Annotated in this window: 7 protein-coding genes, 20 tRNA genes, 3 rRNA genes and 1 riboswitch; of the genes, 28 read left to right on the forward strand and 2 right to left on the reverse strand. The window is 47.7% G+C overall.

All coding sequences use genetic code 11. The annotated features are described in order from the left end of the window. Positions 1 to 68 precede the first annotated feature (68 nt). Entirely contained in the window at positions 69 to 257 is a 189-nt protein-coding gene (locus tag H2R00_RS20195; RefSeq protein ID WP_003184678.1) for a hypothetical protein, read from the reverse strand. Positions 258 to 436: 179 nt separating this feature from the next. Between H2R00_RS20195 and H2R00_RS20200 the strand changes: the two genes are divergently transcribed. Together H2R00_RS20200 and H2R00_RS20205 are read left to right on the forward strand one after the other, a co-directional pair. Beyond that, positions 437 to 1,432, forward strand: a complete 996-nt coding sequence (locus tag H2R00_RS20200; RefSeq protein ID WP_182070167.1) for a processed acidic surface protein — start codon at positions 437 to 439, stop codon at positions 1,430 to 1,432. A 106-nt stretch (positions 1,433 to 1,538) separates the two neighbouring features. Beyond that, on the forward strand, positions 1,539 to 2,096 hold the full coding sequence (locus H2R00_RS20205; protein WP_182070168.1) for a class D sortase, LPxTATN-specific: 558 nt from the start codon (positions 1,539 to 1,541) through the stop codon (positions 2,094 to 2,096). A gap of 41 nt (positions 2,097 to 2,137) precedes the next feature. On the opposite strand, the gene thiT is transcribed toward H2R00_RS20205, so the two are convergent. Further along, complete coding sequence (gene thiT, locus H2R00_RS20210) at positions 2,138 to 2,722, reverse strand: energy-coupled thiamine transporter ThiT (protein ID WP_182071122.1); 585 nt, start codon at positions 2,720 to 2,722, stop codon at positions 2,138 to 2,140. Between the two features lie 112 nt (positions 2,723 to 2,834). After that, positions 2,835 to 2,934, reverse strand: a riboswitch (TPP riboswitch). Positions 2,935 to 3,096: 162 nt separating this feature from the next. On the opposite strand from thiT, the gene H2R00_RS20215 reads away from it, so the two are divergent. From H2R00_RS20215 to H2R00_RS20340, 26 genes are all read left to right on the forward strand, one after another. Beyond that, positions 3,097 to 4,197 (forward strand): GntR family transcriptional regulator, encoded by a 1,101-nt coding sequence (locus tag H2R00_RS20215; RefSeq protein ID WP_182070169.1) that lies wholly within the window; start codon positions 3,097 to 3,099, stop codon positions 4,195 to 4,197. Between the two features lie 510 nt (positions 4,198 to 4,707). Next, a 16S ribosomal RNA gene (locus H2R00_RS20220) occupies positions 4,708 to 6,255 on the forward strand. A gap of 235 nt (positions 6,256 to 6,490) precedes the next feature. Continuing rightward, positions 6,491 to 9,416, forward strand: a 23S ribosomal RNA gene (locus H2R00_RS20225). A gap of 196 nt (positions 9,417 to 9,612) precedes the next feature. After that, positions 9,613 to 9,728 (forward strand): 5S ribosomal RNA (gene rrf, locus H2R00_RS20230). The 16S, 23S and 5S rRNA genes sit together here, the layout of an rRNA operon. 693 nt (positions 9,729 to 10,421) lie before the next feature. Then, positions 10,422 to 10,497: transfer RNA gene (locus H2R00_RS20235), tRNA-Val, on the forward strand. A gap of 15 nt (positions 10,498 to 10,512) precedes the next feature. Further along, a tRNA-Thr gene (locus tag H2R00_RS20240) sits at positions 10,513 to 10,588 on the forward strand. Between the two features lie 80 nt (positions 10,589 to 10,668). Further along, positions 10,669 to 10,744, forward strand: a tRNA-Lys gene (locus H2R00_RS20245). Positions 10,745 to 10,750: 6 nt separating this feature from the next. Beyond that, a tRNA-Leu gene (locus tag H2R00_RS20250) sits at positions 10,751 to 10,834 on the forward strand. A gap of 15 nt (positions 10,835 to 10,849) precedes the next feature. Next, positions 10,850 to 10,921: transfer RNA gene (locus tag H2R00_RS20255), tRNA-Gly, on the forward strand. A gap of 11 nt (positions 10,922 to 10,932) precedes the next feature. Next, positions 10,933 to 11,009 (forward strand) — tRNA-Arg (locus H2R00_RS20260). An 8-nt stretch (positions 11,010 to 11,017) separates the two neighbouring features. Continuing rightward, positions 11,018 to 11,094: transfer RNA gene (locus tag H2R00_RS20265), tRNA-Pro, on the forward strand. Between the two features lie 6 nt (positions 11,095 to 11,100). Then, a tRNA-Ala gene (locus tag H2R00_RS20270) sits at positions 11,101 to 11,173 on the forward strand. A 25-nt stretch (positions 11,174 to 11,198) separates the two neighbouring features. Further along, positions 11,199 to 11,272, forward strand: a tRNA-Met gene (locus H2R00_RS20275). Between the two features lie 5 nt (positions 11,273 to 11,277). Beyond that, positions 11,278 to 11,354: transfer RNA gene (locus H2R00_RS20280), tRNA-Ile, on the forward strand. A gap of 7 nt (positions 11,355 to 11,361) precedes the next feature. Further along, a tRNA-Ser gene (locus H2R00_RS20285) sits at positions 11,362 to 11,454 on the forward strand. Between the two features lie 24 nt (positions 11,455 to 11,478). Continuing rightward, positions 11,479 to 11,555: transfer RNA gene (locus H2R00_RS20290), tRNA-Met, on the forward strand. 44 nt (positions 11,556 to 11,599) lie between these two features. Further along, positions 11,600 to 11,676: transfer RNA gene (locus tag H2R00_RS20295), tRNA-Asp, on the forward strand. Between the two features lie 10 nt (positions 11,677 to 11,686). After that, positions 11,687 to 11,762: transfer RNA gene (locus H2R00_RS20300), tRNA-Phe, on the forward strand. 22 nt (positions 11,763 to 11,784) lie between these two features. Further along, a tRNA-His gene (locus H2R00_RS20305) sits at positions 11,785 to 11,860 on the forward strand. Positions 11,861 to 11,868: 8 nt separating this feature from the next. Then, positions 11,869 to 11,942, forward strand: a tRNA-Gly gene (locus H2R00_RS20310). A 12-nt stretch (positions 11,943 to 11,954) separates the two neighbouring features. Further along, positions 11,955 to 12,031, forward strand: a tRNA-Ile gene (locus H2R00_RS20315). Positions 12,032 to 12,037: 6 nt separating this feature from the next. Then, a tRNA-Asn gene (locus H2R00_RS20320) sits at positions 12,038 to 12,112 on the forward strand. Between the two features lies 1 nt (position 12,113). After that, positions 12,114 to 12,204, forward strand: a tRNA-Ser gene (locus H2R00_RS20325). A 12-nt stretch (positions 12,205 to 12,216) separates the two neighbouring features. Beyond that, positions 12,217 to 12,288 (forward strand) — tRNA-Glu (locus H2R00_RS20330). 186 nt (positions 12,289 to 12,474) lie between these two features. Continuing rightward, positions 12,475 to 14,358: a 1,4-alpha-glucan branching enzyme gene (glgB, locus tag H2R00_RS20335; protein ID WP_182070170.1), complete on the forward strand. Its 1,884-nt coding sequence runs from the start codon at positions 12,475 to 12,477 to the stop codon at positions 14,356 to 14,358. Continuing rightward, positions 14,355 to 15,494, forward strand: coding sequence for a glucose-1-phosphate adenylyltransferase (locus tag H2R00_RS20340; RefSeq protein ID WP_182070171.1), 1,140 nt, complete (start codon positions 14,355 to 14,357; stop codon positions 15,492 to 15,494). Before glgB ends, H2R00_RS20340 begins: the two co-directional genes overlap by 4 nt. The last annotated feature ends 26 nt before the right edge of the window (positions 15,495 to 15,520 follow it).

The following is a 15,520-nucleotide window of genomic DNA, read 5'->3' on the forward strand; positions in this document are numbered from 1 at the left end:
GCATAAACTGCCGCTGTCTGTGAATAACACCGAAATACAAGTTTGTTGGTGAAAAATCATTTCTGAAATTAAATCGTCATTTTCCAAAAAAAATGCGCGAAAAAAGCGAAAACCGCGCCAAGCGGAATACAGGAGATCATTGCGGTTCCGTTGACCAGCCCGTCAGCTCCGCTTATTTTCAGGGCTTCCCGGTAGCCTATTAAAAAGTGGATGATCGATAGGACGTAACATAAGAGCATCATATAGTAAGGATTCATTTGTATACCTCCTCTATTCGCTTTACTATATTACATTCAATAGAGGGAAAGATTATGCCTGTTTAAACAGGAAAAAGAACAAAATATTATAGACGAAAAGATTTTTAATTACAATACATGTTTTTTAAAATATTTCCACTATAATCAAAATGAAAGATAAATTTAGGGGGTCATACGAAATGAAAAAAAGGCTGATGCCATTATTGGTCTGCATCTTGGTTTTAGTGCCGGCAGCAGGGGCTTTTGCCGCGCCGAAACAGGCCGAGCTTAAAGAGTACCTTGAAGAAATAGGAATGACAGAAAAGGAATTGGAAACCTATTTGCAGGATACATATGATGAGAGTTTAAAAGATTTTGAGTCAGTCGAAGAGTTGAAAGACTTTTTAGGGCAAAAGTTGACTAAAAAGCTTTTGGCATCTTATTTAAAAGAATACGGATTGAGCGAAAAAGAAGCGGCTGACCTTTTTGTTGAAAATGGCTATATGGAAAGCGGCCAAAACATTCTCGACGTGTTTATGTTTGAATACGAATTGGACGATGCGCTTTTCACCGTGACATATGAAGAAGACGATTTTCAGATCGGGAACATGTTTCAAGAATTAGGTGTGGATGATCAGGAGTGGGAAAGACTCGTGAATCATCTCCGAAAAGTGCGCGATAACAATCCGAACCTTGAAAATGACTTGATGGCTCTTGGAGAACGTCTTGAAGCGGTAGCCGATTTCGAGTCTGTATCAGAGCTGTCAGCTCAAGATATCGCTGAAATGCTGTCCATTTTAAACGATCTTCAGAAGACGCTTGAAGTGAAAACGAAATATTATCTTGTAAAAGACGGAAAGAAAAAAGAAGTGTCTTTGACAACGCTTGTCAGTGCGGAAGATCTGAAGGGAGCAAGCCTTCTGGTGGAAGTGTACGATCTGCAGGGCAATTTCATTTTGGATGTATTGCTGACGCCTGAAATGATCGGATCTGATTTAATTCATGACACAGGGTCAAAAGTGAAGCAAACCAAAACGGCTGTCAAACATGATACACAGAAATCTCATGTGAAAAAGACGGTTAAAGGTGCAAAGCTTCCAAAAACGGCCGGGCATTACGCGGAATGGTCGATCTTTGGCGCCGTTCTGATGGTTGGCGGATTCTTCATGGTCAGAAGGCTTCGCAAAGCGGCTTAACATTTCACTTCCCATTCTAAGTATGTTTAGAATGGGAAGTTTTTATAAGGAGTGAAAGGAAATTAAGGCACATCGAAAAAAGATCATCTGGCTCATAGCCATTGCGATGGTTGCATGCGGCGCTTATTTTACAACAACGAATGTGTTCAAGCTGATGCACGGCTATGCTCTTTTTTCATTTCAGCAGATGAAAGAAGAGGAAAAGCCTGAAAAACCTCCGATTCAGACGACGAAAAAAGAAAAGACGGTCATTGATCAAACTTTTGAAACCGGGGAGAAAATCGGTGATCTTGTTATTCCGAAAATCAATGCAAGGCTTCCGATATATCATGGGACAGATGAAGACGAGCTGCAAAAAGGTGTAGGCCATTACGCAGGATCCGTTCTGCCTGGAGAAGATGACAACTCGGTTTTATCAGGCCATCGGGATACGGTTTTCAGAAAACTCGGCCGAGTGGGGAAAGGCGATCAGTTAATCGTTGAAGCTTCCTATGGAACTTTTACATACAAAGTGAAAAAGGTCCGAATCGTGGATGCGGATGACCGGACGGTGATTGTACCGAAGCCGAGAGCGACATTGACGGTTTCCACCTGCTATCCTTTTGACTTTATCGGTTCAGCGCCGGAGCGGTATATATTGGTCGCAGATTTGATGAAAACATAAAAAAACAGCGGAGTCTCAGGCGAGTCCGCTGTTTTTTTATGTTATCTCATGTTTGATCTGTTTTCCAAGAGTCTTGGCGCGGTTAGCAGCAGTAAGCAAAGGACGATTGTGCAGACAATGAAAGACGGAAGCATATATGTTCCATTATATACTAATGAATAAATCCATACCGGAGTGCCTTCAGGCGCATAGTTTCCAAAAAAGACAGCGCCGCTGATGACATGTGCGAGAAATTTCAGTCCGCTTCCAAGAAAGACGGCCAGCGTAACATAGGAAATGATCTTTCCTTTTTGTTTCTCGATTGAAGCATTTCTGATCGATCCGGCAAAAAAGCCGCCGATTCCCGCCGCCGTAGGCGCGATAAAGTAATCAAGAAGAAGCTGCAGAGGATGATAAACGTAATATCCTCCAGTGACAAACTGAAGCAATCCGGCTAAAAACCCGGTTGCCAGCCCTGCCTTCAGCCCCCATCTAAAGGAGATCAGGAAGATCGGAATCATCATGATGGCGATTGAACCGCCTTGAGGCATTTTTAAAAACATTCCGGACACCATATCAAGTATAAGTGCTATTGCTGTCATAATCGCAATTTCAATCAGCTGTACAAGTTGTTTAGATTGATTCATCATAACCCTCACTTTTTGATGAACAAAGGGATACCGGACTTCTTTCCCAATAAAAAAAGCAATGCGGGGAAGGAGTAGGAAAGTTTTCCACGCACTGCTTTGGATGCAATTAGAAATGACTTTGCCACATCCCTACGCCAGCGTTAACTAACAGGTTCAAAGGGTCAGAACGGTCGTTCACTCTCAGCCTGGAGGCTCCCCTTGTGGTCATCAAGTTATTTAGTTATATTCTACTATACTAAAAAAAGAAACGGACGACAAGCTAATTGTTCGAAAATTTTTGCTAAAACCCTCCAATATGTAGCAATGCAAACATCTTTTCCTTTATAATAGAACTTATTCATACGTACAAGATGCAGTAAAGGGTTGATCTGATGAGTGAACTCCCGAAATACAGCATGGTGAAAAATAAAATTAAATCGTGGATATATGAAGGCAAAGTGAAGCCGGGCGAAAAAATCCATTCGGAAAACGAATTGATGAAAATATTTAATGTGAGCAGGCATACGATCCGGCAAGCGATCGGCGACCTTGTTCATGAAGGGCTTTTATACAGAGAGCAGGGCTCAGGGACGTATTGCTCTCACCGCCTTCAACTTTCTGAAAAAGGAAGGGAAAGAAATAAGATGATCGGGGTCATCGCGACTTACCTTTCGGATTACATTTTTCCTTCTATTATAAGAGGAATCGAATCTTCGCTGTCGAGTGCAGGATATACATTGGTCGTCGCGAGCACCAATAATGACATTGAAAAAGAAAAACAGTGCCTTGTGAATATGCTTGACAAAAAAATTGATGGGTTGATTGTGGAGCCGACGAAAACCGGAAGCTTTAATCCGAATTTAAATTACTATCTGACGCTTGAACAGCACCATATACCGTATTTGATGATCAACCAATTTTATCAGGAGTTAAATCCGCCCCATTTCATTTTGGATGATGAACACGGCGGTTTTATCGCCACAGAGCATTTGATTAAGCTCGGCCATGAAAAATTGTTCGGTTTTTTTAAACAGGACGATATGCAGGGCGTCAACAGGATGAAAGGATTTATCAGGGCTTTCAGAGAAAACGGCTTGTCGTTTTATCCGGAAATGGTCGTGACTTACACGACAGAGAATAAAAAAGAAAAAACGATAGCTGAAGCAAGGAAGCGGCTTTCTTCGACAGACCGCCCAACTGCCATATTCTGCTATAATGACGAGATAGCGCTTATGGTGTTGGATGTCGTGAGGGAATTCGGTTTAAAAGTACCGGAAGATATATCGATTGTCGGATATGACGACTCACACTTGAGCGAGGCATCTGAAGTAAAGCTGACATCAGTCACCCATCCGAAAATGAAGATGGGGATTGAGGCGGCAAAATGGATGATTGCCAAAGTTGAGGGACGCAACACGGACCAGCTTGAGCATTCTACCGTCTACAAACCTGAACTGGTTGTCAGACATTCGACCGCTAAGCTGAAAAGGTAGGCTGAACAGCTTTTTCCACACAAGTGATTCAAGTGAAGGCTGATAGCGGAGAGTTTAATGTCATCTTCGCAGCTTCGGATCATGTTCAGCTGTTAAAGACCGCTGTATATCTTTTATATAGAAGAAAACAGTAAGAAGGAATAAATTGCGTAAATTGCCGGCTGCTCCAGCTGCTCATGAATCACCTGAGTCCAATTCATTTTGATTATTATTTTTTTAAAAAAGCTATTGTGCAAAACGAAAATAGATGTTATATTAGTATCCGCCCCTAAAAAGAGGGCTTTATAAAAACAACTTCAAAAAAATCTTGAAAAAGTTGTTGACATTCACATTGATAGAATGTTATATTAGTAAAGTCGCTTCTTTGAGAGGCGAAAATGATCTTTGAAAACTAAACAAGACAAAACGTACCTGTTAATTCATTAAATAAATCGCACATGCGAATGTGCGTAGTCATTATCAAACGGGCCTGCACGATGCAGGTCATGCAGATGTTAATCTGCATTCCATTTCATGGAGAGTTTGATCCTGGCTCAGGACGAACGCTGGCGGCGTGCCTAATACATGCAAGTCGAGCGGACCGACGGGAGCTTGCTCCCTTAGGTCAGCGGCGGACGGGTGAGTAACACGTGGGTAACCTGCCTGTAAGACTGGGATAACTCCGGGAAACCGGGGCTAATACCGGATGCTTGATTGAACCGCATGGTTCAATTATAAAAGGTGGCTTTTAGCTACCACTTACAGATGGACCCGCGGCGCATTAGCTAGTTGGTGAGGTAACGGCTCACCAAGGCAACGATGCGTAGCCGACCTGAGAGGGTGATCGGCCACACTGGGACTGAGACACGGCCCAGACTCCTACGGGAGGCAGCAGTAGGGAATCTTCCGCAATGGACGAAAGTCTGACGGAGCAACGCCGCGTGAGTGATGAAGGTTTTCGGATCGTAAAACTCTGTTGTTAGGGAAGAACAAGTACCGTTCGAATAGGGCGGTACCTTGACGGTACCTAACCAGAAAGCCACGGCTAACTACGTGCCAGCAGCCGCGGTAATACGTAGGTGGCAAGCGTTGTCCGGAATTATTGGGCGTAAAGCGCGCGCAGGCGGTTTCTTAAGTCTGATGTGAAAGCCCCGGCTCAACCGGGAGGGTCATTGGAAACTGGGGAACTTGAGTGCAGAAGAGGAGAGTGGAATTCCACGTGTAGCGGTGAAATGCGTAGAGATGTGGAGGAACACCAGTGGCGAAGGCGACTCTCTGGTCTGTAACTGACGCTGAGGCGCGAAAGCGTGGGGAGCGAACAGGATTAGATACCCTGGTAGTCCACGCCGTAAACGATGAGTGCTAAGTGTTAGAGGGTTTCCGCCCTTTAGTGCTGCAGCAAACGCATTAAGCACTCCGCCTGGGGAGTACGGTCGCAAGACTGAAACTCAAAGGAATTGACGGGGGCCCGCACAAGCGGTGGAGCATGTGGTTTAATTCGAAGCAACGCGAAGAACCTTACCAGGTCTTGACATCCTCTGACAACCCTAGAGATAGGGCTTCCCCTTCGGGGGCAGAGTGACAGGTGGTGCATGGTTGTCGTCAGCTCGTGTCGTGAGATGTTGGGTTAAGTCCCGCAACGAGCGCAACCCTTGATCTTAGTTGCCAGCATTCAGTTGGGCACTCTAAGGTGACTGCCGGTGACAAACCGGAGGAAGGTGGGGATGACGTCAAATCATCATGCCCCTTATGACCTGGGCTACACACGTGCTACAATGGACAGAACAAAGGGCAGCGAAGCCGCGAGGCTAAGCCAATCCCACAAATCTGTTCTCAGTTCGGATCGCAGTCTGCAACTCGACTGCGTGAAGCTGGAATCGCTAGTAATCGCGGATCAGCATGCCGCGGTGAATACGTTCCCGGGCCTTGTACACACCGCCCGTCACACCACGAGAGTTTGTAACACCCGAAGTCGGTGAGGTAACCTTTTGGAGCCAGCCGCCGAAGGTGGGACAGATGATTGGGGTGAAGTCGTAACAAGGTAGCCGTATCGGAAGGTGCGGCTGGATCACCTCCTTTCTAAGGATATTATACGGAATATAAGACCTTGCGGTCTTATAGACAGGTGCGTTTAGATCTTGTTTAGTTTTGAAGGATCATTCCTTCAGACATAGGAGCACCTGCTAAATGCGCCACATCCTGTGGCAACGCATGTGTTAGCATGTCCTATGCGTTGTTCTTTGAAAACTAGATAACGAAAGTAGACATTCACATTCAATTGTAATGCAAGATATCACGTAGTGATTCTTTTAACGGTTAAGTTAGAAAGGGCGCACGGTGGATGCCTTGGCACTAGGAGCCGATGAAGGACGGGACGAACACCGATATGCTTCGGGGAGCTGTAAGCAAGCTTTGATCCGGAGATTTCCGAATGGGGAAACCCACTGCTCGTAATGGAGCAGTATCCATATCTGAATTCATAGGATATGAGAAGGCAGACCCGGGAACTGAAACATCTAAGTACCCGGAGGAAGAGAAAGCAAATGCGATTCCCTGAGTAGCGGCGAGCGAAACGGATTAGCCCAAACCAAGAGGCTTGCCTCTTGGGGTTGTAGGACACTCTGTACGGAGTTACAAAAGAACGAGGTAGATGAAGAGGTCTGGAAAGGCCCGCCATAGGAGGTAACAGCCCTGTAGTCAAAACTTCGTTCTCTCCTGAGTGGATCCTGAGTACGGCGGAACACGTGAAATTCCGTCGGAATCCGGGAGGACCATCTCCCAAGGCTAAATACTCCCTAGTGACCGATAGTGAACCAGTACCGTGAGGGAAAGGTGAAAAGCACCCCGGAAGGGGAGTGAAAGAGATCCTGAAACCGTGTGCCTACAAGTAGTCAGAGCCCGTTAACGGGTGATGGCGTGCCTTTTGTAGAATGAACCGGCGAGTTACGATCCCGTGCAAGGTTAAGTTTGAAAAGACGGAGCCGCAGCGAAAGCGAGTCTGAATAGGGCGCATGAGTACGTGGTCGTAGACCCGAAACCAGGTGATCTACCCATGTCCAGGGTGAAGTTCAGGTAACACTGAATGGAGGCCCGAACCCACGCACGTTGAAAAGTGCGGGGATGAGGTGTGGGTAGGGGTGAAATGCCAATCGAACCTGGAGATAGCTGGTTCTCTCCGAAATAGCTTTAGGGCTAGCCTCAAGGTAAGAGTCTTGGAGGTAGAGCACTGATTGGACTAGGGGCCCCTACCGGGTTACCGAATTCAGTCAAACTCCGAATGCCAAAGACTTATTCTTGGGAGTCAGACTGCGAGTGATAAGATCCGTAGTCGAAAGGGAAACAGCCCAGACCGCCAGCTAAGGTCCCAAAGTATACGTTAAGTGGAAAAGGATGTGGAGTTGCTTAGACAACCAGGATGTTGGCTTAGAAGCAGCCACCATTTAAAGAGTGCGTAATAGCTCACTGGTCGAGTGACTCTGCGCCGAAAATGTACCGGGGCTAAACGTATCACCGAAGCTGCGGACTGTTCTTACGAACAGTGGTAGGAGAGCGTTCTAAGGGCTGTGAAGCGAGACCGGAAGGACTCGTGGAGCGCTTAGAAGTGAGAATGCCGGTATGAGTAGCGAAAGAGGGGTGAGAATCCCCTCCACCGAATGCCTAAGGTTTCCTGAGGAAGGCTCGTCCGCTCAGGGTTAGTCGGGACCTAAGCCGAGGCCGAAAGGCGTAGGCGATGGATAACAGGTTGATATTCCTGTACCACCTCCTCACCATTTGAGCAATGGGGGGACGCAGGAGGATAGGGTAAGCGCGGTATTGGATATCCGCGTCCAAGCAGTTAGGCTGGGAAATAGGCAAATCCGTTTCCCGTAAGGCTGAGCTGTGATGGCGAGCGAAATATAGTAGCGAAGTTCCTGATTCCACACTGCCAAGAAAAGCCTCTAGCGAGGTGAGAGGTGCCCGTACCGCAAACCGACACAGGTAGGCGAGGAGAGAATCCTAAGGTGATCGAGAGAACTCTCGTTAAGGAACTCGGCAAAATGACCCCGTAACTTCGGGAGAAGGGGTGCTCTGTTAGGGTGCAAGCCCGAGAGAGCCGCAGTGAATAGGCCCAGGCGACTGTTTAGCAAAACACAGGTCTCTGCGAAGCCGTAAGGCGAAGTATAGGGGCTGACGCCTGCCCGGTGCTGGAAGGTTAAGAGGAGCGCTTAGCGTATGCGAAGGTGCGAATTGAAGCCCCAGTAAACGGCGGCCGTAACTATAACGGTCCTAAGGTAGCGAAATTCCTTGTCGGGTAAGTTCCGACCCGCACGAAAGGCGCAACGATCTGGGCACTGTCTCAACGAGAGACTCGGTGAAATTATAGTACCTGTGAAGATGCAGGTTACCCGCGACAGGACGGAAAGACCCCGTGGAGCTTTACTGCAGCCTGATATTGAATGTTGGTACAGCTTGTACAGGATAGGTAGGAGCCTTGGAAACCGGAGCGCCAGCTTCGGTGGAGGCATCGGTGGGATACTACCCTGGCTGTATTGACCTTCTAACCCGCTGCCCTTATCGGGCAGGGAGACAGTGTCAGGTGGGCAGTTTGACTGGGGCGGTCGCCTCCTAAAAGGTAACGGAGGCGCCCAAAGGTTCCCTCAGAATGGTTGGAAATCATTCGCAGAGTGTAAAGGCACAAGGGAGCTTGACTGCGAGACCTACAAGTCGAGCAGGGACGAAAGTCGGGCTTAGTGATCCGGTGGTTCCGCATGGAAGGGCCATCGCTCAACGGATAAAAGCTACCCCGGGATAACAGGCTTATCTCCCCCAAGAGTCCACATCGACGGGGAGGTTTGGCACCTCGATGTCGGCTCATCGCATCCTGGGGCTGTAGTCGGTCCCAAGGGTTGGGCTGTTCGCCCATTAAAGCGGTACGCGAGCTGGGTTCAGAACGTCGTGAGACAGTTCGGTCCCTATCCGTCGCGGGCGCAGGAAATTTGAGAGGAGCTGTCCTTAGTACGAGAGGACCGGGATGGACGCACCGCTGGTGTACCAGTTGTTCTGCCAAGGGCATCGCTGGGTAGCTATGTGCGGACGGGATAAGTGCTGAAAGCATCTAAGCATGAAGCCCCCCTCAAGATGAGATTTCCCATTCCGCAAGGAAGTAAGATCCCTGAAAGATGATCAGGTTGATAGGTCTGAGGTGGAAGTGTGGCGACACATGGAGCTGACAGATACTAATCGATCGAGGACTTAACCTAATAAAATAAGTGAACGCTGGCTAAATACGCCACATCGTGTGGCAACGCCTGCATGACCCACATCCTGTGGGCCCTTGTCTACCCGTTATCTAGTTTTGAGAGAACACCTCTCAGAAAGCCAAAGGAAAGGAAACTCGGCTAAAGGCCCTCACATCCTGTGAGGAACGCCCAGTACCTTCGTCCTGAAGGCACATAGTTTGGTGGCGATAGCGAAGAGGTCACACCCGTTCCCATGCCGAACACGGAAGTTAAGCTCTTCAGCGCCGATGGTAGTTGGGGGCTTCCCCCTGTGAGAGTAGGACGCCGCCAAGCGCTTAGAAAGACCAGCTTATATAAGCTGGTCTTTTTTGTTGCTGTTCAATTGTTTATAACGGAAGGGCAGTGTATAGACGATTTCAACTCTTCTGGCCCCGCAAAACGGTAATACGAATAGGCAAGCGTCAGGCTTCGATCTGGTGGTTCAGGTGCGAATTCTAAAGGGAAATATGGAGCCAATAAGCTGTAAAATCAGTGAGGTTAGGGAGTAAACTAATGCAAATAGAGGAGCGAATTATGGATGTTCCGGCAAATGGAATTCAAGGGATTGAGGCAGTTGGAGGCAGACAAATAAATGCACATATTTTGATCTGCACAACGTTATTTTCACAACATGCCGCTTAATATTAAGGGGCGGGATAGAGAGCCGAGAAGCGAAATATATTGCTTATCGTTCGAAACGGACTTAAAAATGTTTTGAAAAATCAATTCGAATACAAATTTGCCACGGGGAAAAGACAGGAATTCAAGGAGCGTCTGGAGAACCTATTATAAGTTGTAAATAGGGATAAATGTTGCACTGAAGCTTTTGATGCCATCATGCGGATTGAGCGGAACGATGTGTGCACATTCATCTGTTATAAGAGAATAAACTGAAAATAAAATTTTTTTAATATAGCCTTTACAAATGGGCGTATTCCCGTATATAATAGTCCTTGTCAGATCGAGAGTTACTCCAACAACTGACGAGGAGGATTAGCTCAGCTGGGAGAGCATCTGCCTTACAAGCAGAGGGTCGGCGGTTCGATCCCGTCATCCTCCACCATTCATATTGGAATGGGCCGGTGTAGCTCAATTGGTAGAGCAACTGAATCGTAATCAGTAGGTTGGGGGTTCAAGTCCTCTTGCCGGCACCATGATTTTATGATATAATATAAAAGTTGCTGAAAAAAGACAGATAGCTTTCGAAAAGTCTTCAGATTTCATTACAGTATTGGAGCCATTAGCTCAGTTGGTAGAGCATCTGACTTTTAATCAGAGGGTCGAAGGTTCGAGTCCTTCATGGCTCACCATTTCATGCGGATGTGGCGGAATTGGCAGACGCGCTAGAATCAGGCTCTAGTGTCTTTTAAGACGTGGGGGTTCAAGTCCCTTCATCCGCATTGCCAATCTATTTTGCGGAAGTAGTTCAGTGGTAGAACACCACCTTGCCAAGGTGGGGGTCGCGGGTTCGAATCCCGTCTTCCGCTTAATCATCTAAGCGCCCGTAGCTCAATTGGATAGAGCGTTTGACTACGGATCAAAAGGTTAGGGGTTCGACTCCTCTCGGGCGCGCCATTATATAACGGGAAGTAGCTCAGCTTGGTAGAGCACATGGTTTGGGACCATGGGGTCGCAGGTTCGAATCCTGTCTTCCCGACCATTATTCGGGGCCTTAGCTCAGCTGGGAGAGCGCCTGCTTTGCACGCAGGAGGTCAGCGGTTCGATCCCGCTAGGCTCCACTTTGTTATCTTTAATATTCACCATGGCGGTGTAGCTCAGCTGGCTAGAGCGTACGGTTCATACCCGTGAGGTCGGGGGTTCGATTCCCTCCGCCGCTATTAATGGACCTTTAGCTCAGTTGGTTAGAGCAGACGGCTCATAACCGTCCGGTCGTAGGTTCGAGTCCTACAAGGTCCACCATTGTTACGGAGGAATACCCAAGTCTGGCTGAAGGGATCGGTCTTGAAAACCGACAGGGGTGTCAAAGCCCGCGGGGGTTCGAATCCCTCTTCCTCCGCCATATATCTTTTATTATTTTGATCATCGCGGGGTGGAGCAGTTCGGTAGCTCGTCGGGCTCATAACCCGAAGGTCGCAGGTTCAAATCCTGCCCCCGCAACCAATTTACTTATTAAATGAGGAGTGCCCGAAGGGGGCAGCCATAATGGTCCGGTAGTTCAGTTGGTTAGAATGCCTGCCTGTCACGCAGGAGGTCGCGGGTTCGAGTCCCGTCCGGACCGCCATTTAAATAAAGGCTCGGTAGCTCAGTTGGTAGAGCAACGGACTGAAAATCCGTGTGTCGGCGGTTCGATTCCGTCCCGAGCCACCATTTTACAATTCTATATATTGCGGCGGTTGTGGCGAAGTGGTTAACGCACCAGATTGTGGCTCTGGCATTCGTGGGTTCGATTCCCATCAACCGCCCCATGCGAAATGCGGGTGTAGTTTAGTGGTAAAACCTCAGCCTTCCAAGCTGATGTCGTGGGTTCGATTCCCATCACCCGCTCCATTTGCATATCATGGGCCTGTAGCTCAGCTGGTTAGAGCGCACGCCTGATAAGCGTGAGGTCGATGGTTCGAGTCCATTCAGGCCCACCATGATATTCCGCAGTAGCTCAGTGGTAGAGCTATCGGCTGTTAACCGATCGGTCGCAGGTTCGAATCCTGCCTGCGGAGCCATGGAGAAGTACTCAAGTGGCTGAAGAGGCGCCCCTGCTAAGGGTGTAGGTCGCGTAAGCGGCGCGAGGGTTCAAATCCCTCCTTCTCCGCCATTTTTTCAATAAGGCCCGTTGGTCAAGTGGTTAAGACACCGCCCTTTCACGGCGGTAACACGGGTTCGAATCCCGTACGGGTCATCATGTTAAACTCTGCATCATTACGATGCAGAGTTTTTTTGCATGCCATTTATGACTTCAGTCAATGTTCGAAAGGAAATTGTTGAACTTTGTCAATAAATAGAAGCGCTTTCATTAAAGGGATCAAGCCATATTATGCGAATAAAAGAGTAATCTTTAAATATAGTGGCAGAAAGGATGAAATCAATGGCTGGTGTGAGTGCCTCGGATATTAAAGCGCATCTCTTTCATGAAGGTCGGCTTTATGAAAGCTACAGATTTTTCGGCGCTCATCAGACGGAACAGGACGGCCGCCAAGGTTTCCGGTTCTGTGTTTGGGCCCCGCATGCGAAGGAAGTTCGAATCGCCGGAACGTTTAACGGCTGGTCCGGTGTCCTGCATCAAATGGAAAAGCGTCATCAGGAAGGCATATGGGAACTGTTTATCCCCGGTATCGGAGAAGGGGAGCTGTATAAATATGAGATTATTACAGCCGCAAATGAAACCAAATTGAAGGCCGATCCTTATGCTTTTTTTTCTGAAGTCAGGCCGAAAACCGCATCGATCACATATCAATTGGCCGGATACCCATGGGGCGACCGGAAGTGGCAAAAGAAAAAGAAACAAAAAGCCGTGTATGAAAAACCGATTTCCATCTACGAGCTTCATGTCGGATCGTGGAAAAAGAAAGCGGATGGGCGTTTCTTCACATACCGGGAACTGAGCGAAACGATCATTCCTTACGTCAAAGAACACGGATTCACACATATCGAGCTGATGCCGTTGACAGAGCACCCGTTTGACCGTTCATGGGGCTATCAGACAACGGGGTACTACAGTCCGACGAGCAGATATGGCGAACCGCATGACTTGATGTATTTCATTGACCAGTGCCATCAGCATGAGATCGGCGTCATCATGGATTGGGTTCCCGGCCATTTCTGCAAAGATGACCACGGGCTGTATTTGTTTGACGGTATGCCTCTGTATGAATATACGTACGAGCATGACAGGGAAAATTGGGAATGGGGGACCGCCAATTTTGACCTCGGAAAACGAGAAGTTCACAGTTTTTTAATCTCGAATGCGTTGTATTGGATCGAGATGTATCATATAGATGGATTTCGAGTCGATGCAGTTGCAAACCTCCTGTATTGGCCAAACCGTCCTCAGCCTGAAGCGAACGGCTTTGCGATCGAATTTATTCAAACTTTAAATGAACAGGTTTTTGCAAAAGATCCCCACTTTTTGATGATTGCAGAGGACTCCACAGACTGGCCGCTTGTGACGCATCCGACCTATGAAGGCGGTCTCGGGTTTAATTATAAGTGGAATATGGGTTGGATGAACGATGTATTAACCTATATGGAAGCTTCCCCGGAACAAAGAAAACACCTGCATCATCTTGTTTCATTCTCCTTAATGTATGCCTACTCAGAAAATTACATCCTGCCGTTCTCCCACGATGAAGTGGTGCACGGCAAAAAGTCTCTGCTTCATAAGATGCCCGGCGATTATTGGCAAAAATTCGCCCAGTACCGCCTGCTGATCAGTTATTTTACGCTGCACCCGGGAAAAAAACTTCTTTTTATGGGCGGTGAGTTTGCTCAATTTGATGAATGGAAAGACGAAGAAGAGCTCGATTGGTTTTTGGACGATTTCGACATGCACCGCAAAGCCCGTATGTTTACAAAGGAGGCTCTTCACCTCTACAAAAAAAGCCGTATCCTGTATGAAAATGACCATCGGCAGCAAGGATTCGAGTGGATTGACGTCAACAATGCGGAACAGTCGATTGTATCGTTTATCCGCTATGGAAAGCAGCCTGGTGAAGCGCTGATCATCGTCTGCAATTTTACGCCTTCCGTTTATCACGAATATCGGGTCGGCGTCCCTTTTCAAACCGAATATATCGAAGTGCTTAACAGCGATGATGAAAAATACGGAGGTTCACACCAAATCAACCCAAAACGCCTTCAAGCAAAAGAAGGCGTTCTGCACGGCAAACCATACAGCATCAGCATGACAGTCCCTCCGCTGGGAGCTGCGGTTTTCAGAGCAGTCAAAAAGAGAGGAGCGAAAAAGGGATGAAAGAACAATGTGTGGCCATGCTTTTGGCAGGCGGCAAGGGAAGCAGGCTGAATGCCTTAACCAAAAACCTAGCAAAACCTGCCGTTCCATTTGGCGGCAAGTACAGAATCATCGATTTTGCCCTCAGCAACTGTGCCAATTCGGGAATTCATCATGTCGGTGTGCTGACTCAATACCAGCCGCTTTTATTAAACTCATATATCGGCATCGGCGAACCATGGGATCTTGACCGCAATGACGGCGGGGTCTCCATTTTGTCCCCTTATGCTGAAGCGTCGGAAGTGAAGTGGTACAAAGGGACGGCAAGCGCGATTTATGAAAACCGCCATTTTTTAAAAGAGCTTCAGCCTGAACATGTACTCATCCTATCAGGAGATCATATCTACAAAATGGATTACGGAAAAATGCTCGAATACCACGCGGAGAAACAGGCTGACGCCACCATTGCCGTCATCGAAGTCAGCTGGGCAGAAGCGGGCCGTTTCGGCATCCTTCATACCAATGAAAAGATGGAGATTACAAGCTTCGAGGAAAAACCGAAATACCCGAAGAGCAACTTGGCATCGATGGGTGTCTACGTTTTTAAATGGAGCGTGCTTGAAGAGGCGTTGGAACGCGATGAAAAAAAACCCGGCTCAAGCCACGATTTCGGTAAAGATATCATACCGGCTCTTCTCGAAGAAAAAAAGCAGCTGAACGCTTATCCGTTTAAAGGATACTGGAAGGATGTCGGTACGGTCAGAAGCTTATGGGAGGCCAATATGGATCTGCTTGGAGATCATCCTCCGCTTGACCTGTTCGAACGGAACTGGCGGATTTATTCCGTCGCTCCGAACCTCCCGCCGCAGTTTGTTGCCGATCAGGCGGAAATCAAAGAATCGCTCATTAGCGAAGGGTGCACCGTATATGGGTCGGTCACCCGTTCGGTTATATTTCAGCGCGTTGCAATCGGCAGACATTCCTCCATCAATCGTTCAGTCGTGATGCATGACGTTTCAATTGGAGAGCATGTTGAGATCGAAAATGCCATTGTATCGGCGGGAATTCGAATTCCGGACGGTTTTCGCGCAAAGGAGGAAGATGGCGAAGTCCTGCTGATCACAGAGGAATATGTCAAAAAACATAAGGTTGTTTAAACAACATGGAGAGGCGGATGGTGCCA

It is taken from the genome of Bacillus haynesii (assembly GCF_014042035.1).
GTDB classification, from domain to species: domain Bacteria; phylum Bacillota; class Bacilli; order Bacillales; family Bacillaceae; genus Bacillus; species Bacillus haynesii.